The organism is Bradyrhizobium icense (assembly GCF_001693385.1).
Taxonomy (GTDB): Bacteria; Pseudomonadota; Alphaproteobacteria; order Rhizobiales; family Xanthobacteraceae; genus Bradyrhizobium; species Bradyrhizobium icense.
On the sequence record NZ_CP016428.1, the window covers coordinates 5,568,928 to 5,592,126 of the forward strand.

The 23,199-nt window shown below is 59.1% G+C and carries 12 protein-coding genes and 7 pseudogenes; 3 read left to right on the forward strand and 16 right to left on the reverse strand.

All coding sequences use genetic code 11. The features are described from left to right. Positions 1–18 precede the first annotated feature (18 nt). Positions 19–1,209: pseudogene (locus LMTR13_RS26060) on the forward strand (IS3 family transposase). Positions 1,210–2,304: 1,095 nt separating this feature from the next. Here the strand turns inward: LMTR13_RS26060 and LMTR13_RS42860 are convergent. The 3 genes from LMTR13_RS42860 to LMTR13_RS26075 all read right to left on the reverse strand — a co-directional run bounded on the left by LMTR13_RS42860 (position 2,305) and on the right by LMTR13_RS26075 (position 6,343). Beyond that, positions 2,305–2,586 carry a hypothetical protein gene (locus tag LMTR13_RS42860; protein ID WP_236843130.1) on the reverse strand — a complete coding sequence of 94 codons (282 nt, stop codon included), beginning with the start codon at positions 2,584–2,586 and terminating at the stop codon, positions 2,305–2,307. An 816-nt stretch (positions 2,587–3,402) separates the two neighbouring features. Then, positions 3,403–4,377 (reverse strand): KamA family radical SAM protein, encoded by a 975-nt coding sequence (locus tag LMTR13_RS26070; protein WP_236843131.1) that lies wholly within the window; start codon positions 4,375–4,377, stop codon positions 3,403–3,405. A gap of 700 nt (positions 4,378–5,077) precedes the next feature. Further along, on the reverse strand, positions 5,078–6,343 hold the full coding sequence (locus tag LMTR13_RS26075; protein WP_083219502.1) for a threonine ammonia-lyase: 1,266 nt from the start codon (positions 6,341–6,343) through the stop codon (positions 5,078–5,080). Positions 6,344–6,394: 51 nt separating this feature from the next. Between LMTR13_RS26075 and LMTR13_RS26080 the strand changes: the two genes are divergently transcribed. After that, positions 6,395–6,892, forward strand: a complete 498-nt coding sequence (locus tag LMTR13_RS26080) for a DUF1697 domain-containing protein (protein ID WP_335622047.1) — start codon at positions 6,395–6,397, stop codon at positions 6,890–6,892. A gap of 954 nt (positions 6,893–7,846) precedes the next feature. Here LMTR13_RS26080 and LMTR13_RS42865 read toward each other — a convergent pair. The 10 genes and pseudogenes from LMTR13_RS42865 to LMTR13_RS41245 all read right to left on the reverse strand — a co-directional run. After that, positions 7,847–8,299 (reverse strand): annotated as a pseudogene (locus LMTR13_RS42865) (alanine dehydrogenase); the annotation flags it as partial. Between the two features lie 898 nt (positions 8,300–9,197). Next, a complete protein-coding gene (locus LMTR13_RS26100; RefSeq protein ID WP_065730285.1) occupies positions 9,198–10,481 on the reverse strand; it encodes an NAD(P)/FAD-dependent oxidoreductase in 1,284 nt (427 codons plus the stop codon). Positions 10,482–10,809: 328 nt separating this feature from the next. Continuing rightward, the gene (locus tag LMTR13_RS43445; RefSeq protein ID WP_156795801.1) at positions 10,810–10,956 is read right to left on the reverse strand and encodes a hypothetical protein; all 147 of its coding nucleotides are present in this window, start codon (positions 10,954–10,956) and stop codon (positions 10,810–10,812) included. Positions 10,957–11,306: 350 nt separating this feature from the next. After that, a complete protein-coding gene (locus LMTR13_RS39825) occupies positions 11,307–14,546 on the reverse strand; it encodes an amino acid adenylation domain-containing protein (RefSeq protein WP_197520918.1) in 3,240 nt (1,079 codons plus the stop codon). 719 nt (positions 14,547–15,265) lie between these two features. Further along, the gene (locus tag LMTR13_RS41230; protein ID WP_156795802.1) at positions 15,266–15,457 is read right to left on the reverse strand and encodes a hypothetical protein; all 192 of its coding nucleotides are present in this window, start codon (positions 15,455–15,457) and stop codon (positions 15,266–15,268) included. Between the two features lie 180 nt (positions 15,458–15,637). Further along, positions 15,638–16,622: pseudogene (locus LMTR13_RS43240) on the reverse strand (ABC transporter transmembrane domain-containing protein). A gap of 926 nt (positions 16,623–17,548) precedes the next feature. Further along, entirely contained in the window at positions 17,549–17,878 is a 330-nt protein-coding gene (locus LMTR13_RS41235) for a hypothetical protein (RefSeq protein ID WP_156795803.1), read from the reverse strand. Positions 17,879–18,491: 613 nt separating this feature from the next. Continuing rightward, positions 18,492–18,683: pseudogene (locus LMTR13_RS43970) on the reverse strand (hypothetical protein); the annotation flags it as partial. An 89-nt stretch (positions 18,684–18,772) separates the two neighbouring features. After that, entirely contained in the window at positions 18,773–20,128 is a 1,356-nt protein-coding gene (locus LMTR13_RS26120; RefSeq protein WP_065730288.1) for an IS701 family transposase, read from the reverse strand. Between the two features lie 193 nt (positions 20,129–20,321). Continuing rightward, positions 20,322–20,849, reverse strand: a pseudogene (locus LMTR13_RS41245) (hypothetical protein); the annotation flags it as partial. On the opposite strand from LMTR13_RS41245, the pseudogene LMTR13_RS43450 reads away from it, so the two are divergent. Further along, positions 20,848–21,032, forward strand: a pseudogene (locus tag LMTR13_RS43450) (alanine dehydrogenase); the annotation flags it as partial. The pseudogenes LMTR13_RS41245 and LMTR13_RS43450 sit on opposite strands and share 2 nt — an antisense overlap. Before the next feature lie 252 nt (positions 21,033–21,284). Here LMTR13_RS43450 and LMTR13_RS39840 read toward each other — a convergent pair. From LMTR13_RS39840 to LMTR13_RS42885, 3 genes and pseudogenes are all read right to left on the reverse strand, one after another. Next, positions 21,285–21,668 carry a hypothetical protein gene (locus tag LMTR13_RS39840; RefSeq protein WP_083219230.1) on the reverse strand — a complete coding sequence of 128 codons (384 nt, stop codon included), beginning with the start codon at positions 21,666–21,668 and terminating at the stop codon, positions 21,285–21,287. Between the two features lie 230 nt (positions 21,669–21,898). Further along, positions 21,899–22,588, reverse strand: coding sequence for a 50S ribosomal protein L11 methyltransferase (locus LMTR13_RS26135; RefSeq protein WP_065730291.1), 690 nt, complete (start codon positions 22,586–22,588; stop codon positions 21,899–21,901). Further along, positions 22,585–23,143, reverse strand: a pseudogene (locus tag LMTR13_RS42885) (P-loop NTPase family protein). Before LMTR13_RS42885 ends, LMTR13_RS26135 begins: the two are co-directional and overlap by 4 nt. Between the last annotated feature and the right edge of the window lie 56 nt (positions 23,144–23,199).

Consider the following 23,199-nt stretch of genomic DNA (forward strand, 5'->3'; position numbering starts at 1 on the left):
CACAACAAGGACCAGAGCATGAAGCGCAGCCGCTTTTCGGAAGAGCAGATCATCGGGATTTTGAAGGAGCATGAGGCCGGGGTTTCGGTTGCCGATCTGTGCCGCAAGCATGGCGTCAGCGACGCCAGCATCTACAAATGGAAGGCCAAGTTCGGTGGGATGGAGGTGTCGGAGGCCAAACGGCTGAAGACGCTGGAAGACGAGAACACACGGCTGAAGCGGCTCTTGGCCGACGCCATGCTGGACAATGCGGCCTTGAAGGACCTGGTGGGAAAGAAATGCTGACGCCCGCGGCCAAGCGGAAAGCTGTCGCCCATCTCCGAGGCGCCTTCGGGATGAGCGAACGGCGGGCGTGTAAAGCCATCGGCTGCTGCCGCATGACCATGAGATACCAAACGACCCGGGCGGACGAAGCCGGCCTTCGCCAGCGCATGCGGGCAATCGCCCAGGAACGTCGTCGTTTCGGCTATCGACGCCTGCATGTGCTGCTCAAGCGGGAGGGCTATCTGGTCAACCACAAGAAGCTCTTCCGTCTGTACCGGGAAGAGCGGCTCGCGGTGCGCCGCCGTGGCGGCCGCAAGCGGGCGATCGGGACCCGGGCGCCGACGACGGTGGCGATGGCGCCGAACGACCGCTGGTCGCTCGACTTCGTGTCGGATCAGCTCACCGATGGCCGCCGCTTCCGTATCCTTTACCGTCGTCGATGACTGCACCCGCGAGTGTCTGGCGCTGATAGCCGACACCTCGCTCTCCGGCGCCCGGGTGGCGCGGGAGCTGGACCGGCTGGTGATCGAGCGCGGCAAGCCGAAGATGGTGGTCAGCGACAACGGCAGCGAGCTGACCAGCAACGCCATCCTGACATGGGCTGATCAGAGCCGGGTCGCATGGCACTACATCGCGCCGGGCAAGCCCATGCAGAATGCCTTCATCGAGAGCTTCAACGGTCGGCTGCGGGACGAATTGCTGAACGAGACGCTGTTCACGTCGCTGGCCCAGGCTCGCGTCGCGCTCGGATGCTGGCGGGCCGATTACAACGATGCACGCCCACACTCGCGGCTCGGATGGAAGACGCCATCCGAGTTCGCCTTCACTTGCCATCCGCGCCGGGATCTGGCGCTGCGCTATGCCGAAGGCTCCGCGCCAGCTCCCGTCGCTACCACTGCCCAACCGGGCAAATCCAACAGCCGGGGCGAACTCAGGTCTGGATAAAACTTGGGGGCAAGGTCAACATCAGTCGTACGGTGGCGAGACTGACAAGAGCGCGAGAAGTCACCCTCTTGCCGGAGCGGGACTCGCAATCGACGGCCGCGAGGCGGCGTCTCGGCTGAAGCGAGTCGCGCACGACCGTTCTCTCAGGAACATTCTGCCCTAAGAAGATGCAAAACGACTTGAGAAGCTGCTCCGTGCTTTCGATGAGCAGTTCCGGAGCGACGGGAATTGGGGCGGTTAGCCCTGAGCCGCGCGCCTAATCTTTGCCTAGGACGATTGGCTTTTCTGGCCGCTTGATGCTCGCTTGCCGCAGGAGGATCGGGCTTTTGCCACGTGGGGTCCGTTGTTGCGCTGCGACGGCAGTATCCGGAAGCGGTAGATCTTCTCCAATGATTTGGCCCAGGATATAGCGAGCCAACACGCTCGCCAAAGACTGTGCCAGATGCAATGCCGCGCCCCGTTGTAACCGCTGAAGGCGATCACGTTAAGTCCAGCTTGTGAAAGTGCGGCAGGTTGTGCGAAGTTATCCCGATCGTGCCGAACCGCCGGCCTCGAACTGAAGACCGCGGAGCTGCGGAAATAGACTGCGCGGGGACCTCAGAGCCAGGCCCGGTGAACGCAGGCACCCAACGCCCTTGAGAGCCCGACGCCGCCGAACATGAGGCGCCTAGAGCGATCGACGCGAAAGGAGGAGAGAACTTCTGGGTGTTCGACGTCCCTTGACCCTCGGGCAAGATTGAGGCCCTCAGATTGTCTGATAAAGGTCGCGTGGCAAAATTGAAGTGAGGCAAGTGGATCTGCTCCTGCCGAATCTGTGACCAGGTTCCCCTGCCCTAAGCATCGGTAGCGACGATCACCCACTCAGCATTCACAGACCCCATTGCCGTGCCAACTTTTCCAGCGCAAACCGCTATCACCGGCGGCGAGGGCCTCACTTTGAGTGAAGATTCTAACTTCTTCCGCGAGCGCGATGCGAACACAGGCCACGCACGTAAGCCAAAGCGGTATCGCGCCAGCGCGCTTGTCGAGCAACGCACCCGGTGTAATTACCGCCGCCGATCTTTTTGTGCGTCTCCCCCGCTTTGAGCACGACTACTACAGCACCGCGCTTCTGCCATTGTTCAGCACGGGTCTCGATTTCCTGCGTCCAACGGACGCAATGCAGAGTGCCGGCGCGCTCAACTTCCATTCGATGCTATGCTTCTCGATCAGTTCGAAGACCTTTTGTGCTCCATGGCCGAGCAGTTCGATCAGCCGTTCCCCGAATGTCGAGCCAAGCGCTTCTGCGAGCATATCGGGCATGCCCCACGTGCCCGCGTTGACCAGCACGACGTTCCGCCCGGAGCCGCCAAATCCTATTTCGGATGCTTCTAGCACAGCGACCCGCGCGCCTCGCTGAGCAACATGAAGAGCGGAAGAAAGTCCGGTATATCCCCCGCATCACAACGACATCGGCCTCTGCGTCGTCCACAAGGATGCGGTATAAGGCGCGGGTGGAGCAGTCATCTTCCAGAGTCCGTGCGATCTCAGATCGTTTCGCATATTCGCCCTTTTCCCTTGGGCTATAGCCCTCAATGCCCTCAGTTCGTGATCGCCCCCACAACAGTCAAGACCAGATCTGTTGGCAACGTGTTTCGTTACTCAGCATAGGCAAGGAGTCGACGCCAGCCGGCAACTCGCGCGAAGCTAAACCCCAGCTGCGCACTTGTGGGCGGAGTTCAACCAGCGCTCGAGAAACTTGCGCAGGGAAATCACCTTCGGCGGCTTCGCTGTTGCAAATGCTTTATCAACACACTGCAGCTCCTTCTCCCAAGAGGCAACAGCAATATGGGAAGCGCCCGTGCCGGTCGCCGCAGTAATCACCCCCGCTGTTTTCTATTTGTGAGCCGATAGCGAGTTGACATTTCACGCGCTTGCGATCGGCGTGCTTTGGCCCAGTAGGGCCATCGGCGGCACATCGTTGCAGTCATTCTGAGCTTCGAGCGACGGGTGGCGAGCAGCCTCCAGTCACCTTGTGCAGCGCGTTATCCGGCTTGGCGCGCGTGCGGAGTCTAGCGTGATCCTAGACATACGTGTCGGCATCATGTAACGGCAGATTCAATATCGGACTGAATGGGCGGCGATCTTTAGAGGTCGACCGGCCTTTTACTCTCCGCGCTCTGCGGCGGTAATCAGCAAACGCGCCCTCCGATCTCATCCTTCGGGCAAATCGTCCAACCAGCAGGCCGCCTCCACGTGCGGCCGGGAAAAGATCTTTCCGATTTTTCGCGAGCCTTGTTTTGATGATATCGCATATACACGCGGCCATCGTCTCCCAGGTCGAGGATTTCCTGTGTAATGGGACATGATGTATTTGAATGTTTTTTGAATGCCACTGAGACGTTGGTTGATGCCGCGCGTAATCTCTAGTCCGCGGCGCAGTAGAACCTGAAAGTGCGATGCGCCCTTCACCGGCCTGCCCTGAAAAAGATAATAAGGGCGCACTCCGATTTGGTGACATTTGGCGAAGGTCGCCGCCAGGATCTCGGGATCCTCGTTGACTTTCGCGAGAAGCACCGACTGGTTGAGGAATTGTACGCCCTGTGCGCGCAAAGACCGAATTTTGCGCTCCGCATCGACCGAAATTTCACCGATGTGATCGAAATGTGTAACAATTATTGCAGTCTTACCCGCTTCATCGATTCGTTGGAACAAAGCCGTTAGAGTAGAATCCTCAAACCGCTTGGGCTCATAAGCCAACATTTTTGTGCCGAATCGAATTGACTCCAAATGTGTGATCGGCAGCAGATGATCAAGAATTTTATCGAGCCTGGCGGTGCTGAGCACGAACGGGTCGCCTCCCGATAGCAGCACGTTCGTCATCTCAGGATGACCGCCAATATACTGCGCAACCTGAGCGAAATCAGGTGCTATTTCATCGGAATCCTTGCCGACAATGCGTTTGCGAAAGCAATAACGGCAATATGAAGCGCAACGGTCCGTTACCAGCAACGACCCGGTCTGGGCGTACTTGTGCTCAAGTCCGGGCACGACCGTGTTGTCGTGCTCGCCGCTTGTATCCAAACTGCCAGGACTCTCGAACTCCTGGATTGAGGGCTCCACAACGTGTTTAAGCTGGTCGTAGTAACCACTGCTGGCAATCTGTTCGCGATAGAAATCTTGTGACATGATAACGTGTGATGTTGTTGACTTGCAGTTCACCCTCGGTGACGACGCGCGTCCCTTCGATGAATTTCATGACTTGTCCTGTAAAATGCAGCGGATTAACTACGCCTCTCATTGCTGCACCTCGTCCTATCGTGGTTAGCTGCGTCCTAGCCGGTACGGCGAGCTACTCACTTATGATACGGCATCAATAATGGATCGAGACCTACCTACTCTGGTCAGGAATACTTGGACTCGATATTTGAGGAAGCAGTGTTGACACGTAGCAGCATTCAACGGCGGCAGGGCGTTCCTGAGCGGTACTGGGCCGATCGGCCGTGGCTTGCGGCAGATGACGTCGCCGGTACCAGGGCGCGCCGCTTGAGGCAGGCAAGATCGCTGACGCTGACGGCGTCATTCCGGATCACTGCCGTTGCTGCACCCAGCTGGCGAAAATAGTGGGAGCTGACGCGCGATCCCAACCGCATGTGCTGATGGCAGATGATGGCGTGAACGATCTCGCCTTCCAGTCGCTCAGCTCGGCGGCCCGCGCACAGCACTTGAAATCCTGGTTAAACACGCCGCGCAGCGCCTCCTGCGACCGGACTTCATCCCATCAACGAGACAGTCCCTGCCCGCTCAGGGCTGCCCCGTGCGAGCCCCGCCGGCGGGAGAGGGAGCGCAGCGGCGGCATGGACGCAGCTCGATCTAATCCCGTCAGACCCTATCCGCAGCGTGCCACCAATCCAGCCGCCGCAAGCTTGGCCAGAATGTCAGCCAGATGCGCGCGGTCACGGGTTTCGATCACGAGCTCGAGTAGCGTCGCCTTGGCCGGCAGGGCCGAGAAAGTCCGCTGATGCGAGACTTCGATGATGTTAGCGCCGGCTTCGGCCAAGAGCGCCGAGACGGCGGCAAGCTGGCCGGCGCGATCGGCGATATCGAGCGTTAACTGCGTTAATCGTCCCTCGCGTGCGAGCTCGCGGGTCAGGACGGAAGCAATGAGCCGCGTGTCGATATTGCCGCCGCTCAGAATGAGACCGACCTTTTGGCCCGCCAAGCGATCCGGTGTGGCCAACACGGCGGCCAGTCCTGCGGCGCCTGCTCCTTCGACGACTGTCTTCTCGATCGAGATTAGCATCGCGACCGCACGCTCGAGCTGGTCTTCGGTGACGAGCACGATGTCATCCACGAGCTCGCGGACGATCTGCCTCGTGATCTCCCCGGGCGCCTTGACGGCAATGCCTTCTGCGAGTGTGTCGCCGCGCATTGGAAGATGTTCGTTCCTGACGGCGTTGTACATCGACGGATAAAGCTGCGCCTGGACGCCAACTATCTTCACGTCGGGCTTGAGCGATTTGGCTGCCACCGCGACGCCGGAGATCAACCCGCCGCCGCCGATCGGGACCACCAGCACGTCGAGATCCGGCACGGCCGCCAGCATCTCCAGCGCAATGGTGCCCTGCCCCGCCATGATCAACCGATCGTCGTAAGGGTGGATGAAGGTCATGCCGCGGGTCTTACAGAGCTCGCGGGCAAAGCGGCCGGCGTCCTCGAGCGTCTGGCCGGAAATGATCACCTCGGCGCTGTGGCGCCGCGTGTTTTCGATCTTCACCATCGGCGTGCCAATCGGCATCAGGATAGTTGCGGGAATGCCGAGCCTTTTGGCGTGATAGGCCACGCCCTGCGCGTGATTGCCGGCCGACATCGCGACGACCCCGCGCTGCCGTTCCTCCGGCGACAGCGCATGAAGACGGTTCAACGCGCCGCGCTCCTTGAACGTGGAGGTGAACTGCAGGTTCTCGGATTTGATCCAGATGTCGCAGCTGCAGATCTCGCTAAGCGTCCGGCTCTTGTTGCAGCCCGTCAGAAGGATCGAATCGCTGATCGTGGCCTCGGCTGCCCTGATGTCGGCCAGCGTAATCGGAAGATCTTTCCGACTACCTTCCGAATTCTGTTTGGCCTGTGGCGTAGTTCCGGGCGCCTGTGGCATGCTGACAGCCTCGCTTGCATGTCTGTAGTCGGTTCCGAATGCCAACCTATATTGCCTGCTGCGCGCCGCGAATGTCGGCGGCACCGGCAAGCTGCCAATGCCGAACTGAAGGCGATGTGCATCGTCGAAGGGTTTGCCAAGGTACAAACCTATATCGCCCGCGGCAATGTGGTGTTTGAAGCCAAGTACGGCGTCGCAAAGGTCAAGGCGGCGCTGGAGAAGCAGCTCGCCGCCTATGCGGGCAAGCCGGTCGGCCTGGTGATCCGCACCGTGGCGGAAATGGCTGACGTGCTCAAGCCCAATCCGTTCCCGAAGGCACCGCCGAACTGGACGGTTGCGATCTTTCTCGACGACGCGCCGCCTGCCGATGCGCTCAAGGCGATGACGGGGCTTAAAGACGAGGAAGTGCACCTCGGAAAGCGCGAAATCTATGTCGCCTACGGCTCCGGCATGGGCCGCTCGAAGCTGAAAATACCGGCTGCCGCGCAGGGCACCGCACGGATCATCAACACGATCGCGAAGCTGGTCGAGTTGGCGTCGAGTGGCTGAGATGAGATCGCTCCCTTCCCCGCCTGCGGGTCCCGTGCGAGGGAGGCTCGGTTGCGACGCGCCGCGACAGGTGGTTGGCCAGCGATGTGCTCGACTTTGGCACCTCAGAGCGGAAATTGTCGCGCGCATAGCTCGGAATCGAAACCGATAAATTCAGCCGCATCCGGCGCAGCTGCTCTTTGTGATCTTGAATGCGTATCGTATCCGCTTGCTCGATAGCCTATGTTTCGGTCTGCAAACTTGACTCCTGAGGCGGGATCGGCGCCCAAAAAAGCGGAGCCCGATGAGGGGTAGAATTTGCGAGCCGATTGACAAAAAGGACGTGAAAGAGACACACAAGTTGGAGTTCGCCTCATATGGACAGCCGCAACGAAATCTCAGTGTTCGCAAAGGTCTTGTCAGGCGTTGACATCTCCATATCGATGACGCGCATCGATGCACGTCGATCTTCATAAATGTACCGCGCGTACCAGAGCGGTCCTATGTCCGGTGTGAAGCTGAAATCGCCAGAATCAAGCGCTCTCCCGATCATTCGGACAGCGTCACTGTTGCCTATTGGCAAGGAGAGCGCCGCATCGGTAAGTGCCGCCGAGCTCACGCCGCCTGCGAGTAACGCACGTGCAATGTTGTCGCCGTGAACGCGCCGCAACGCTGTGACGATTGCCGCTACGGCGTCTGGGTGTTTCAAGGGCACTCTGCGCTAGCCTTGTTGAGCCGCGCCAGAATGCCTAAGCCCCGAACGTCCCGCAGTCTGCGGCGATGTTCGTGAAGGCCAGAACAAACGATAAAGCACTCCGCCGGCGGTATGCTTGCGTCTGGTTCGGTGTTCCAATTGCGAGTGAACGGAGCGGCCTGATACCGCTTGCCACCTAAGGCTCGAAACTTTCTGCGATATAGCTGTTGCCGCGCATCGTGAAGGCACGGTGTCAAAGTGGTGCTACTTGGCATCTGTAGCCCGCCAAGCGCGCGGCCGGTACTGGCCGCCTCGATCGCAAGCCTGCCCGCGACCTCGCGCATCGGCGCAAGCAGCGGAAGTCCCGCCATGCGCATCAGCTCACGGCTTCCTAAGCAATTGCGGTGCACCCAGGCTTTAGGAGCACCTTGGCCTGCTCTGGGTCCGGCACAAGATGCGGACAAGTGAAGAGGATCTGGTTCTCTCGCAGCTGCGTCCATTCGGAAAGCTGGAGCTCCTTGCGCTTTATCACCATCTCGCTCGATGCAAATATATCTTGAGCGGAGTCCAAAATCGTTGCGCCCGCTTTTGTCGTCCATAGCGCCGATGCCGACGCCGGCATTGGTCTTGACTACCACCCTGTGGCCGGCCGCCAAATATTCGCGGATGGCCTCAGGCGTAAGACCCACGTGGTATTCGTGCGCCTTGATTTCCCTGGGAAGACCGACGTTCATTTGGAACCTCCTTACCTGGACGATCTCTATTAATTGGAAGAGCGGTGCAAGTTTGCGAAGCAGGCGCTAAATGGTGCAGAAATTCAGCGCTCTTGAATCTTGTTACGCAGGATTCCAAATCACAGTTCTCAACGACTGGCCCATCGACGACAAGGCGTCTCTGCTCGGATGCATACCTCATTCCATGGGCTTGGGTGGCCTAAAGCTCCGGCGACACATCAACCCGTCAGCACGCTCGATCTCGTATTTTGGGGAGCTCTAAGTTGTCATGCAAGACGGTCGATTTCCCACCCGCGCATTCACTCTTAATCAATGCCCATGAGCAGCGTCACACGTTTGCAAGCTGCCCCCGAGCGATGCCAATGCTCAGGCGCTCGTCCTGCCTTTCAGATGGCAAGGCGAGGTAAGCGGTGTTTAACTTCGGTCCTACTTAGTCGCCGGCAGTGCCCATTCTTCAAAGCCCCTAGCCGTTTAGCCGCAACGATCGCATCCCACAGTGTGCTCCCAGAACTGCAGTGGATTGAATAGTGGCAAATTTCTTTGGCCTTCGTCTGTTCTTCCCTTGGCGTCGGCGCTTGTTCTCCGTAAGCCCAAGATCCTGTCGTGTCGTTCATCTTCAGCTCCTTCAGATTGGCCCCCTATTGCCTACGCCGAGAACGAGCAACGGCCGTGCCAGCGCGCTCCGCGCGCAAAGCGCCTGATGCGCTTTGAATGGTCGCGATGCTAATGGCGCGGGGTGTTTTGAATCTCACAGCTTTTGTGAGCAGCTGTCAGAAACCGGACAGGGATCGAGCGGCTGGCGTATCGGACCTTGCCTACCGATTTAATCCAGGTTGAAGCGAAAAGCAGAGCTCGCGGCGCTACTACCCCACAGCGCATACGGAAAGTAGCCACCGAATCATATCCGCGCTTCAGTCAGATGAACAAGCTGAGCCCCCGCTCTGTAAAGGGCCTCACGGGCGGCACGAAAGCGTCGCTCTTCGACAGGGACGACCGGAAGCGGCAGATCCTTTTCCGCAATATTGCCGAGGACATACGAAGTCAACACACTGCCGAAGACAGTTCCAGGCGCAATACCGCGCCCATTGTAACCACTGAAGGCGACCACGTTGCGGCCGAGCTTGTGAAATCGCGGCACGTTGTCCGAGGTCATCCCGATCATGCCGAACCAGCCGGCTTCGAATTCGAAATCGCCGAGCTGCGGAAATATTCTGCGCAGCGACCTCACCGCCCAAGCCCGGTGAACCGACGCGCCAACGCGGTGAAGAGCTCCAATGCTGCCGAACACCAGACGTCCCGAGCGATCGAAGCGAAACGAGGAAAGGACCTGGCTTGTGTCCCATGCTCCTTGCCGTTCAGGCAGGATGGAGGCCCTTAGATGGTCCGACAAGGGCCGCGTCGCAAAATTGAAGTAAGGTAGATGGATCTGCTCCTGCCGAACCTGCGACCAAGGTCCTTTGCCGTAAGCGTTGGTGGCGACGATTACCCACTCAGCATTCACAGATCCCTTTGCCGTACCGATCTTCCAGCGCGAGCCGGCGTCGCTGACTGTGAGGACCTCACTCTGCGTGAAAATCCTCACTCCTGCTGCAATCGCGACGCGTGCCAGGCCACGCACATAGGCCAGCGGCTGTATTGTGCCGGCGCGCTTGTCAAGCAGCGCGCCGGTGTAGTTGCCGCCACCGATTTTTCTGCGCGTCTGCTGCGCATTGAGCACCACGACGGGAGCGCCGCGCTTCTGCCACTGTTCGGCACGCATCTCGATTTCTTGTAGACCCTTGCGCCCGACGGCGCAATGCAGGGTGCCCGCGCGCTCAAGTTCGCATTCGATGCCGTGCTTCTCGATGAGTTCGAAAACATTTTGTGGTCCACGACCGAGCAAGTCGATCAGCCGCTCCCCGAACGGAGATCCAAGAGTAGCTACGAGCGTGTCGGGCATTATCCACATGCCCGCATTGACCAGTCCGACGTTGCGCCCAGAACCACCGAATCCTATTTCGGACGCCTCGAGCAGCCCGACGCGCACGCCAGCCTCCGCAAGGTGAATGGCGGAAGAAAGTCCAGTATATCCGCCGCCAATCACAACAACATCGGCTTCCGCATCTCCCACAAGAGGACCGGTATCTGCCAGCGCTGGAGCCGTCAGCTCCCATAAGCCGTGCGATTTCGGATCGCCTCGCATCCGACAAACTCCTTCCGCCCAGGATTGGGAATGACGTCCGCCTAAAGATCAGCGCAATTCCCGCAAAAGTAAAATCCCACATTGGGCACGCGATCTGATCGAGCTGAGCGGCACATTTTATGTCGCCTCCATAGAAACCGAAGCCGACATAGGTCTCTCCATTGCAGACGAGGAGAAAGAGCCAGGTTGATGGTCTGGTCCAATCGCACAGAAAGAAAGTGTCCGTCGGCGCAACGCTTTACGGCGCCCCGAACCCGAACCGGCGCCGATCGAGCATGACGAGGTGGTCGAATTGCGCGGCATAGCGCCGCTGCTCGACCGCTCTCCCTCACATCTCTTCGCCTGGGAGCGGCAGCGCGTCCTCATCGGCCAAGCGCTGTGGTCCCAGCCCAGACGGGTTGTGATGGACGAGCCGCTTGCCGCGCTGACGGCTGCTCACATTGTCGGTGAGCTGTTTAAGGCCGCTGACAAACATCGAGCGCTATATCCATTTCTTTTCCCAAACTAAGGACAAGAACAATCTCCCAGACCCGGAACGAAGAAGAGCGGCGGTTGCGATCCCGTAGCACAAACGGAAAGTACTTGAGCTGTATTGCGGTGTGGCTCCAAATCAATCTTCATGCAAGTTACTTCAAAACGGGAGCTTGGAAGAGATCAGCGGTGCTAAACTTCAACCCACGATGTGGCGCTCGACTGAGAAGCCGCACCGCCAATAGCGAGAGCCCGCCCAGCGCGAACAATTGGTCGTGTCACCCGCCCCACGCGAAACCCGGAAGCTCCGTCCGGAGCTGCGCCAGCTTGGTCTCGATCTCGCCCTGCGGCGCCTCATAGCCGTCCCGTTGCATACGCCTCATTCTCCGGCGCCGACAGTGCCTTGCGATCGAGCTTGCCGTTCGGCGTCAGCGGCAGCGCCGCAAGGCGCACAAACGCAGACGGCACCATGTAGTCCGGCAAGCGCGCACTTAAGTGCGTGCGCAGCGTCACGGCAAGTTCAGGCCCTTCAGCTGCGTCGGCGTGCTCGGCAGCCGTAACGACATAGGCGACAAGACGCTTCTCGGCCGCACCCTCCCCTTGCGCCACCAGCACCGCGTCGCGCACCGACGGATGCTCAGTGAGCCGTGCCACGATCTCACCGGGCTCGATCCGGAAGCCGCGGATCTTCACCTGGTCGTCGTTGCGGCCCAAAAGCTCCAGATTGCCGTCCGGCAGATAGCGCGCGAGATCGCCGGTCCGGTACATCCGCGCCCCGATCTCGCCGCTGAACGGATCGGCCAAAAATCGCTCCGCCGTCAGCTCGGGCCGATTTAAGTACCCGCGCGCAACTCCTGCGCCGCCAATGTAAAGCTCCCCCACGGCCCCAACCGGAACGAGTTCACCATGACTATCAAGCAGGTAAATCTGCGTATTCGCGATCGGTCGGCCAATCGGAGGCAATTGCGGCCAACATGCTGGGTCAGCCGCGAGATGGTGCTCCGTAACAACGTGGGTTTCTGTGGGCCCATACTGATGTATCAACCTCGCCCTCGGGTGCAATTCGAAGAACAACCTGAGCATTGGGGTGGCCCGCAATTGCTCACCCCCTGTATAGATCTCCCTCAGAAAGGGCAGCAGCACTCCCTCAGCGCCCCAGACCTCCGCAAAATGGTTCAACGCGACGAACGGGAGGAAAAGCCGCTCGATCGCTTCACCCCACACAAATTCCAGCAAGGCGGAGAAGTCCGCACGGATCACTTCCTGCACGAGCACGAGCAGCCCGCCGTCCCTCCAGCAACTGAACAATTCCTGCAACGACACATCGAAGTTCAGGGTCGTGAACTGAAGTGTGCGTCGTTTGGGCGCGCCAACCTCCGCTGAGGAGTAGAGCAAATTCACAAGCGAGCCGTGAGACCTTTCAACGCCTTTGGGCGTGCCTGATGATCCCGAGGTGTAGATCACATTGGCGAGATGACGTGAGGTGAGGCCCAGCGCACGCACATCCGGATCCGACGCCGGCAGCTGCGCCCAGGCGGGCGTACCTGTCGCGAGATCCACCACCGTGATATCGACCAGCGCATCGGAGCCAAGCGCGGCGCGTCCCGCCGCATCGGCCAGCACCAGCTGCGGCGCCGCATCTTCAAGAACCTGCCGCAGCCGCGCGGACGGATAAGCTCGATCGAGCGGCAGATACGCGCCCCCTGCCTTCAAGATCGCGAGCAGCCCCACCACCATCGCCACGCTGCGCTGAAGGCAGATCGCGACCGGCTGATCCGGCTTCACCCCGAGCGCGATCAGATGATGTGCGAGCCGGTTCGCGTGCGCATTGAGATCGCCATAGCTTAACTGCTCGCCCGCATAGGTCACCGCCATCGCATCCGGCGCCTGGCGCACCTGCGCCTCAAACAGCTCATGGATGCACCGCTCCGACGGATAGGGCGGGGCCGTCCGGTTCAGCTCCTCCAAGAGGTATGCGCGCTCCTCGGACGACAGCAGCTCAACCCGTGCGACCGGCTGCTGCGCATCGGCTATCACAGCACACAATAAGTTTTGCAAGTGCTGCGTCATACGGTCGATCTGCTTGGGCGCCAAGCGACTGGCATCAAAGTGCCACCGAAAGCTCCCATCCAGAGCGCAAACCTCAAAGGTTAGGAAATCACCTGAAAGGGCTGTCTCAGAATTCGGGCTTGAAGCCAAATCACCAGCGCCACAACAGCTATTTGCGGTCACCGTCACGCCAATCGGCCAAGATCGGCGCGATTGTAGCGCCTCCGTGCCGCGCAACGTCGGAGAGCGCGCAATAAGATCCCGCGGAAAACTATCGTGCTCCCTCAGATCAGCGCATTCGGCCGCGACCGCCCTGCGTACCTCTGCGAAATCATGACCGAGATTGATGGTAATTTGCATCGGCACGACAGAGGCGACAAGCACCTGCGCCGCCTTCACGCCGGCTCGCGATCCATTCGGTGCGGGAGTCCATCCCAATTGAAGCTCCGATTCTCCCGTGATGCGGGCGAGATAGATCAGCCAAGCACTCAGCAAGTACTCAGTACGATCAACTGGCGACAACTCGGCCAAAGCACTTGTAATGAGCCAGGAACTCGACTGCCATCTGGGCGAAGCCGCAGTTTCCGAAGACGACAGAAAAGGAAGCTGCAATTTCTTGAACTGCTCTAGCCGCTGTCGCCAAAAATTCTCGCGAGGCGCCAACATTTCATGGGCAATAGTTATGCTCCGCGCCTCCTCATCGCTCAAAATCGGGAGGCGATCGCCTACATCCAGATCGGACTGCGTCGCGACCGCCCGCGCGTCTAGATCCTGACCATCCTGGCCGCCAAACCAAACATCAACATCTTCTGATCCTGTCGCCACACGCCAGTGGCTGAGGTGGATTTCCACCAGGGACCCTGCGGGAAGGCCGCAGCGTGCAGCAGATATCTCCAAGCGCCTGACTGCGATAACATCATCGCCTAGGTGCGCCTTGGGCAGACACAACGGATTGGAATGATGCGGCCCAAAGTCCAAGGCGCGTGTGACCGTTGAGAGATCTTGCGCGGATCGATTCCATCGCAGACAACCCGCAGCATCGGGGCGTCGACGCCTCGGAAAAACGGTTCCGTCCACTGCCGCCTGCGGACCAGCATGGAGCTCTCCATTCGTTAAGCCAACTAGAAGCTCGCGGAAGCCTTCGACAGCGGCTTCATGACATTTGAGGTTCAGGGCCAACGCCGTATCGGTTGGCGCAATAGAAACTTGGCGCTCAACCACCAACTCACCCGTATTAACCGCATCATCGATACGATGCCACGCGATGGCATAGTCGGTCTCCGCCCAAGGCATCGAATGAGCTCCCGCTCCCGGATATCGTGGCAAAGGACCGTCTTGGTAAATGAAAGCGCCTTGACGGACTCGGGCAAACACATCCGGTGGCAATATGAATGGATTTCCTACGGAAAATATCCACTCTACCGGGTCGGCATTCATCAACGCGGAGAGCTCTTCAACACTCTCTATGCACAAGATATTGGCGCGAGCGGCCCAATCCCGGAATATGGCGTCGGCACACAGGGCCGCGCAGACGACATGACCCATCTTACTTACTAGCTGAGCACACCTGATAGCTAGCGTACCACTACCAACAAAGATGCTGGAGCGAATTGATGCGGCCGCTGGTAGTTGCCCATCCCAATTGCCCGGTTTGCAACCGTCTGCGAGCACCGAAGCAGACCAATGTGCCATGTTCAGCTACTCCATGCTGTAGGTTGGGAGTTCTCGGCCCTATGCGCCGCACCACATCGTGACTTAATCCGGTCACACTGGTTTGCAAGAACGGCCAGTGTTGAGATGTATCCAGCGCGATCAACGACAGCGGCACCCGTGATGGAAACGTCAAAGCTTCACTTGATGAAGCCGCGTCAACAGTGCAGCCCCCCATGGCGTAGATTTGGATCAGTCGAGCACGCTTCATCTGTCTTTGTAAGCGGGCAGCTGCGGGACCGCCATGATCGCAACAGATCCTTCACCGTCTCCCAGCAATCGGCGTGCCACCCAAAACATTGAGCAGGTCCTGCTTGAAAAGGAACAAATCCATGCACTTCGCTCCGAGGCGGAGAATACTTAAGCATTAGTGTCGAGTTGCGGACATAACGTCCTCAACTGGACATGACTGAACACGACAATAGAGGTCGTCAAATGACGAAGGTGACCTCTTGAGCAAACTTGCACGTCTGCTTAAGGATGATGCCCAAAGGATGACGAGGTCCCCTGGCTTTAACTTGACGACAATCTTGTCTTTGAAAAGTTTCTCGTAATCAGCGCCTAAACACCACGCCGCTCAAAGTCCTTGCACAAAATCGCCAGGCGGAATCTTGAGTAATCCGCGCTGTCCTGAAATAATCGTACAAAAATCGAAAGCAGCTTTGGTCAACACCACCGATATTATCCCAGAGGGCATTCACATCGCGCTTGAGGATGAGCGAATAACTTCTTTTCGCTTTGGTCATAACACTCGCCAGCAAAAGGCTCCGAATCTCCGATTGTCCTTCCGACATTCGCCCTTTTCCCGCTTTAGAGACACTCTTCTTCAGACAACCCTACACCTTCGCGGTGAATATCGACGTAATGCCCGGGGGGCAGACCGGCGCGATGCCAATCAGCTGCAGCCAAGGTAAATAGCGCTAAGGCTACGGGGATGCGGCCAGCCATGCTTTAGTCTGGCCTGCCGCCGAGATCTGACCGAACTCGATGGCCTGCCGCTCGAACAGCGCGCGATAGACGCCGCCCGGCCACGCGATCAGCGCGGCGTGGGTGCCCTGCTCGACGATCTCGCCGTGGTCAAACACCAGGATGCGATCGAGGCTGCGCACCGTCGACAGCCGATGTGCGATCACGATCGAGGTGCGCCCCCTCATCAGCCGCTCCATCGCCTGCTGGATCAGCGCCTCCGATTCCGAATCGAGGCTGGAGGTCTTCCCGGAGCCGGAACGGCCGACTAGGCCGATGCGCTCGCCGGCGCGCGAGTCCGCCAGCGTGCTGCCGATCTTGGTGTCCCAGGCGTTAGAGACGCGCGCCGCCGGCGCGATGTAGCCGATCGTGAATGCCATCGTCATCGCGACATAGATCACCGCGCCGAGGCCGATCACGCCGCCCAGCACGGCAATGCAGACCGAGCAGGATCATCGAGCCTAGGAGCACCGTCAGCGACGGCAACAATGCCATCAGGATCGTGTTGTTGAGCAGGTCGAGCGCCGACATGCCGCGCGTGATCTTGCGCACGGTCGAGCCGGCGAAAGAGTTGGCGTGCCAGTCAGTCGAGAACCGCTGCACCCGCATGAAGGCCTCGCGCGCCACATCCGACTTCGTCTTTAGCGTGAACGGCACGATCGCCTGCAAGCCTGTAAACCGCAATATGATCGAGAGCAGGCCAAGCGCGAGGATGCCGCCGAACGCGACGAACGCCGAATGTCGCGCAGCCTGGTCGGACGGACCTGATGTCAGCGCGTCCACCAAATGGCCGGAGTAGACCGGCATGAACAGGTCGGCCACCGTTGCCCCTAAGAAGCCGACGAGGACGATCGCGACGCGGACGGGCTGCTTCAGCCGGTGGCGGAACACGAACGGGATCACCACGCTGATCGCGGCGGGTCGTTTGTCGTCTTGAACGGTCATGGCGTCAGCGGTTTCTGCCGCACCCGACATAAGAGCCTTTCGATCCAGACGCGATGTGCCCAATGCTTGGCGCTTGGCGTCGGAGGCGACGCAATAATGCCCGGATTCTAGGAGCTGCGATCGAAATCTTTTGCCCATTTCACCCCCTCTTTGCGTAAGCGTAGCTGAAGCGGTTCAAGCTTTGAGAGTTCCACAGCATGAGAGCATCGATCTGAGACATCGGCCAGCCTGCGCGATCTGTTCGAGAGTTTGTGTGTGCCATGCATGCGGAGCGACGTCATTCATCTTCGCCGGTCTGCAGAAGCGGCGATGGCCGCCTAGGTCCGGCCGCCGCCATGGCTGTGCGAAGGGTGCATTTTGATAACGAAGGAGTCGTTCAGCATTTTCGTGTAGATCGTTAAGACCGTCAGAGTGTTTGCGTCATGGGATCGCGGCGCGGCTTCACCTGGAAGCTCACGTCCGCCCCGATCCGGCCGGAGGTCATTTTGAACCTCCAACCTGCCGCAAACGATCGAGCGCTGTGCTCGATGGTCTTTAGTTGCCACTGGCGCGCCGGAGAAATAGACGAATTGGCCAATGAGCAATTCCGACTACGACGCTTTTTCATGTTTTTTCTTCCGGCGCCTGCGCTTTGACTCTTTCGGAGACCCGTCCTGCGGAGTCGCCCTAAGAGCTCCGTAGCAAGCCTTCTCACACGCCATCAAGATTGAGGGCCGGACTCCATGAAACCTGCGGTCATCCGCAGACTGGCCGTGTTGCATGACCCGGCTCGAAAGGAGGTAAACTAGCTTCATTTGGCGAGCCGAAAGCGCCAGACCGTCAACTATAGAAGCGTTTACGGAACTTAACGCAAATTTCTGAGTATCAAGAAGGACGTTGTCTTCGAGATGTTGTCCAAGGCCGCGTTGCGCATTTTCTGTGAGTGTTCACGCGGTTTTACTGATGCGCAACAACCATACGAGTAGCACCGCCGTTGCAAACACCGGTTGAGAAACTGCCGCGATCACAGGTACCCAAGCGCGCTCAATCTCTGTGAAGACGTGAATAGGCTGAGTTGCCTGGCCGCCGCACGCGCCCAAGAATGTCACAGGCGTGGCAGACGCGATGGTCCGGGCAAAATGGCGGCGTTTACCCAGGTCAGAACGCGGAACGTCGACGCTCTGAGAGAGCTTGCGGTTCGCATCAAATGAATGAGGCCCGCAGAAATTTGCTACGTGTGAGGATCGCACGGCCGTGGCAACAATAATCGGCATCATAGCCCTACTTCTTTGTCGCGATCGCGCGAACCCGACAAAGCGTCGCGGCCATTCCAGTTAGCACGATGGCCTAGCCGACTTGAATAGTTTGAGATCTTCAGATGGCGCAGGCGCCGCTTTGAAACCGCAGCAATAAGTACTCGAGCTCGAGTTCACAATTGTGATGACCGGTCGTTGGCGATGAATTGGAGTGAGAATTGATCAACCCCCCCAACTACTCCGCCGGAGAACTGTTTGCGTTACCAATCGCGAGTCGTTCCGGCAACCCCAGGCGCTGCACCGGAGCTTACGCAAGATCATCAAGACCCGCGGCGGCAGCTTCCCGACGACGAGCCGGCACTGAAGTTGCTATATCTCGCCATCAAGAATGCCGGCATTCATTGGCGCCGGCCGATTGAAAGGAACCGCCGCAATGGGGCAGTTTGCCATCCAGTTCAGTGCGCGCTTTGCGGGGTCGCCGCGCTGACCGCCCTTCACAGAGGCCTCTTACACGAAAAGTCGGACACTCCTCCGACGGACTGGCGCCCGATCTTGCCGCCGCGCAGCAACGATTCTGGCTGAGCGCACACTGCATCGCGCAACTATGAGGGCGATGATGTTCCAGGCCCGGCACTTACCAGCGCAGGCTTACGACTTTCGGCCATGCATTTGGAGCACAAATGCTGTAGACTTCCCCGGTCGTCATCATCGCCCAGACGATCCGAGCCAACTTGTTCGCAACGGCGATAGCGGCGACCATGGGGCGACTCCGTTCAAGCAGAGCTTCGATCCAGCCGCCTCCGATCCGGGAGCGTGCCTTTGGGTACGATGACGTAATTGCCGTCGGCGTCCGTGGCCCAAAAGGCCCGTTATCATGACGCCCTCACCCAATCGTGTGAGTCGGAGGGGCTAACACTACTTTGGCAGATTTATACACTCCGTTGCCTTTCGGCGATTTGTCTTCTGCAGTAGGGGCATCGCTGCGGTCGTGGTCGAACGATGAGTTCGACGATGGCGTGGCGTACGGCCGGCAGGCTCGGCTGAGGCGGTGGACCGTTGATTCTTTTTTTCCCGCCCCGCTTGTGCGAGACGGCGGTGCTGGAGGAATGCGTAAGCGATCATAGTCATGAGAGCGTGTCGATGGAGGCCTTGCCAGGATCGTCCTTCGAAGTGATCGAGCCCGAGTTCCTCTTTCAACTGCTGATGGGCCTGTTCGCAAATCCATCGCGCTTTGATCGTGGCGGCTAACGTGCGCAGATCCGTCTTGGCTGGCAGATTGGCGAGGTAATACTTCTTCTCTCCCGACATTCTGTGTTCACCGATGAGCCACGCTTCGTCTCCTGGAAGGTGCTGCTGGCCTTTGTCCTTGATGCGCTGCGGAGGTCCGTCGGCGGTCCGCACGCGAACTGCGGCGAAGCGAGCTTCCAGCTTTCCCTTGGTCCCGTTTCGCCAACTCACGTTTTGCCACTTGGCATCGGCCAGCATGTCTTCGGCCGGCATCGACAGGATATCCGGAATGTGCCGCTTGCGGGGACGGCCCCGATTGGCAACCGGCCAGATCAGCTTGACGGCGACCGGGTACACCTTGAGGTGACGAGGGATGCCAACGGCCCAGGCAATGCCGCGTGTCGTGAGCCCCTGACGGAACGGCGCACTGAGGCCGTAACCGGCATCCGCCAGCACACAGCCGAAGCGAACGCCGGCTGCGATCGCCTGATCGATCTCAGCCAGCGCGATCTCTGGCTTGGTCCGTGCGGCGCGATGCTCGACGGGAACACCAGCACGCTTCAAACGTGCCGCATCGCTCGTCCAGCTCTCGGGAAGGAAGAGACGCAATGCCACCATGACCGGCACTTCACCCCGCGCAAGCGTCAGCGATACCAACGTTTGGCAATTGGCTGTCTTGCCGAGAGACGAGGCGTATTGCGCAGCGACACCAACCGAACGATCGCCCTTCTTCGGCAACGCGGTGTCGTCGACGACCAGCACCGCATCCTTGCCGCCGACGAGTCGGTCGGCCTGAATGAGCAACTCCGACTCCAATGGCGCCGCATCCCAGACGCCATCAGCGATGAAATGGTGCAACTGGTCATAGTCGCCCGGCGACAGCCGCGCCGCCATCGGCTGCACGCTCTTGCGATCGCCCGGTCCAATCAGCCCCGAAACATACAGCGGACACATCCGCCGTCGCGCCTTATGCCCTAAACGATCCAGGAATGGCTTAAGCCAGCGTCCAAGCTCGCCTTCCCACTTCGACGCCGTGTCCACCATGGTCGGCCCTCCAATGCCGACCACCCATGAATCACTGAAAATCCGATTCGGGAATCCAGTCTCGCCGAACAATCGCTAAAATCTGCCAAAGTAGTGCTAAGCCGTAGGACCAAATCAATCTTCGATGCAAGTTCCTTCAAACGGGAGCTTGGAAGAGATCAGCGGTGCTAAACTTCAACCTGCGATGTAGCGCTCGACTGAGAAGCCGCACCGCGATTAGCGAGTGCCCGCCCAGTGCGAACAATTGGTCGTGCCGCCCGACCCGCGCGAGACCCAGAAGCTTCGGAACTGCGCCAGCGCGGTCTCAATCTCGCCCTGCGCCTCATAGCCGCCCCGTTGCATACGCCTCATTCTCCGGCGCCGGCAGTGCCTTGCGATCGAGCTTGCCGTTCGGCGTCGGCAGCGCCGCAAGCGCGCAAACGCAAACGGCACCATGTACTCCGGCAAGCTCGCACGCTTCTCGGCCGCACTCTCTCCTTGCGCCACCACCACTGCGTCGCGCACCGACCGGTGCTCAGCAAGCCGCGCCACGATCTCACCGGGCTCGATCCGGAAGCCGCGGATCTTCACCTGGTCGTCGTTGCGGCCCAAAAACTCCAGATTGCCGTCCGGCAGATAGCCCGCCAGATCGTCGGTCCGGTACATCCGCGCCCCGAACCTCGCCGCTGAACGGATCTTCCAAAAACCGCTCCGCCGTCAGCTTGGGACGGTTCAGATAGCCTTCCAGACGGGCGCAGCTAAGGAAGAACGAGATCCTCTTCACTTCTCTGCATCTGGCGCCTGACCCGGAGCGGGCCGAGGGGGCTCCTAAATTCTGGGTGCACCGTAATTGCCCGGGAAGCCGTGACCTGATGCATGCCGGCTTCCGCTGCTTGCGCCGATGGCCCTCGTTAAGGGAGATCTATACAGCGGGAGAGCAGTTGCGGGTCACCCCGATGCCTGAGGTCGTTCTTCGAATCGCACCCGAAGGCGAGATTGATAAATCAAGATGGGCCCACAGAAACCCACGTCCTTGCGGAGCACCGTCTCGCGGCTGACCCAGCATGCAACTGCCTCCGATTGGCCGGCCGAGCTTCGCCGTCGTGTTCTGCAGCCGTAACGACATAGGCGACAAGACGGTAAGTGCGTGCGCAGCTTGGCGGCAAATTCAGGCCCCTCAGCTTGGCCTTACGACCTTCTCGCTCGATGCAACTACCTCGCGAGCGGAGTCCACAATCGTTGCACCGGCCTCGCCATACCACTCGTCCGTCACGCCAATTCCGGCGCCGGCATTCGTCTCGACTACCACTCTGTGGCCGGGCGCCGCATATTTGCGGACGGTCCCAGGCTTAGGACCGGCGCGGTTTTCATGCGCCGTGATTTCCTTGGAACACCCATCCTCATTTGCGCAATCCTTACCTGGACGACCTGTTATAATCGGAAGAGCGGTGCAAGCTTGCGAAGCAGGCTCCAGATGGTGCAGAAATTCAGAAGCATGGACATCGGAGCAATCGATATGGCAATCCTCGCCGAGCTCAGCACCGATACGCGGATCAGCCATATCAGAGTGTCGACTCGAACGGCACTATCCCGCACCGCGATCGCGCGCGGCGTCGATCGTGTTTGCACCGCCTTTCGACATCAACCGGCAGTTGCACGAGATACCTGCGCCATGCGGGGGCGGCACCTTACCTTGACCAGATCGCACAAGCGCTGACCGGGCAACCGCACATGCCGATCTAGCCCGTGAAGTGTCGGAGGAAAAATACGGCACGAGGTCCAAAGGAGCTTTCATCGAGCCGTGAGCTCCCAAACAATGCGGACGTGCCCACCTGCAATCGATGGCCGAAAAATATGCATGTCTCTGGCACGCAGCCTACTCTCATCAATCAAGTTCAGGACGCGTCCAACATCTCCCTGGTCGGAGAACACCACATACATTACCCCGGCTGCATTCAACCAGAGATGCGCTCCCGCGAGAGCTGAGGCCATAACTTTATGATCTTCATCATAGCAAGAGCGCTCCAGGTCGTCCTTTGCTTTCCGATTCCAATAGGGGGCGGCAAAGAGAATGACGTCAAATTTTTCTCCGGATTGCAGCGCAGAATAGGTGTCGCTACAGCGCACTTCTGCCTTGTCCAAGTAACCTAATCGCTCGATGTTTATCTCCGTTGTGAGGACCGCTTGCGGATTTATGTCGAGAGCCAGTAGGCGTGCTGCCCCAGCACGGAGTGCTGCAAGCCCTAGCACACCTGACCCGCATCCAAGATCTAGCACCGTTGCGCCAGGGTCGATGCGCCACTTCGACATCAAGGCATCGGGAGCGTGACTTAGGCGCGGTGACAAAACGCCAGGCAAAATGTGTAAGGGCATGCCGCTCACTTCCACATCGTGCGGGCGTTCGCATAGTCGTAGTTCGGCCAGCATTGCATCTACGTCTGTCGTTTGGCGTCGCACAGATACGTCTACTGGGGTATTCATTCAACTCTCCATCTTTCGGTAGAAAAGAATGAGGCGACGAGTCCGGGGGTGTCTTGGATGGTGGACCCGTCGACCTCATGGGTAATGCCATGCTCCATGAGCATGTCCTCAAGCTCGTCCATTATGATCGGGGTCGGGATGGTGCTCTTGCCTGCCATTGTTGTGGATCTGTTCAAAGCGTTGCGATAGTGATCGGCCTGCTTGGACTCTGGGCGTGGTCTAGAACCGCGTTATAAGCGCCATTCTCTTCTAGGAAGTGAGCAAGGTGATGACACATTGACCGGCTCCGGACCGCCGGACTCCACGCACCAGATGTTCTGGTTGATCTGCATCACGTCCTGATTTCGAGATCGTCGAGGCTGCCGGGATTTGTCAGCGAAGCTCGATTCGTGTCCTGCGCCTTCGCGTGTGGGATCAACCAGGTGGAATCCGCCTTCCGCGAACGAGTAGGATCTTTTGACCCATCTCGGCCAGTGCCCTTAACCTGTTCTGCGGCGAGCTCGACTTATCGATACCATGGTTGTCGTAAGAGGTGATCAGTCTCACTGAAGGCATGTTGCTCTCCGTCAACCTATTGTCAAATATTGCGCGGCTGTTCCCGCGCGCTGGTT

Excerpts from the sequence above, each read along its gene's own strand:
- LMTR13_RS26070 (WP_236843131.1), bottom strand. The coding sequence starts at position 4,377 with ATGTCACAAGATTTCTATCGCGAACAGATTGCCAGCAGTGGTTACTAC.
- LMTR13_RS26075 (WP_083219502.1), bottom strand. The coding sequence starts at position 6,343 with ATGCCACAGGCGCCCGGAACTACGCCACAGGCCAAACAGAATTCGGAA.
- LMTR13_RS26100 (WP_065730285.1), bottom strand. The coding sequence starts at position 10,481 with ATGCGAGGCGATCCGAAATCGCACGGCTTATGGGAGCTGACGGCTCCA.
- LMTR13_RS43445 (WP_156795801.1), bottom strand. The coding sequence starts at position 10,956 with ATGTTTGTCAGCGGCCTTAAACAGCTCACCGACAATGTGAGCAGCCGT.
- LMTR13_RS39825 (WP_197520918.1), bottom strand. The coding sequence starts at position 14,546 with ATGGGTCATGTCGTCTGCGCGGCCCTGTGTGCCGACGCCATATTCCGG.
- LMTR13_RS41230 (WP_156795802.1), bottom strand. The coding sequence starts at position 15,457 with ATGACCAAAGCGAAAAGAAGTTATTCGCTCATCCTCAAGCGCGATGTG.
- LMTR13_RS41235 (WP_156795803.1), bottom strand. The coding sequence starts at position 17,878 with ATGATGCCGATTATTGTTGCCACGGCCGTGCGATCCTCACACGTAGCA.
- LMTR13_RS26120 (WP_065730288.1), bottom strand. The coding sequence starts at position 20,128 with ATGGTGGACACGGCGTCGAAGTGGGAAGGCGAGCTTGGACGCTGGCTT.
- LMTR13_RS39840 (WP_083219230.1), bottom strand. The coding sequence starts at position 21,668 with ATGGCTGATCCGCGTATCGGTGCTGAGCTCGGCGAGGATTGCCATATC.
- LMTR13_RS26135 (WP_065730291.1), bottom strand. The coding sequence starts at position 22,588 with ATGAATACCCCAGTAGACGTATCTGTGCGACGCCAAACGACAGACGTA.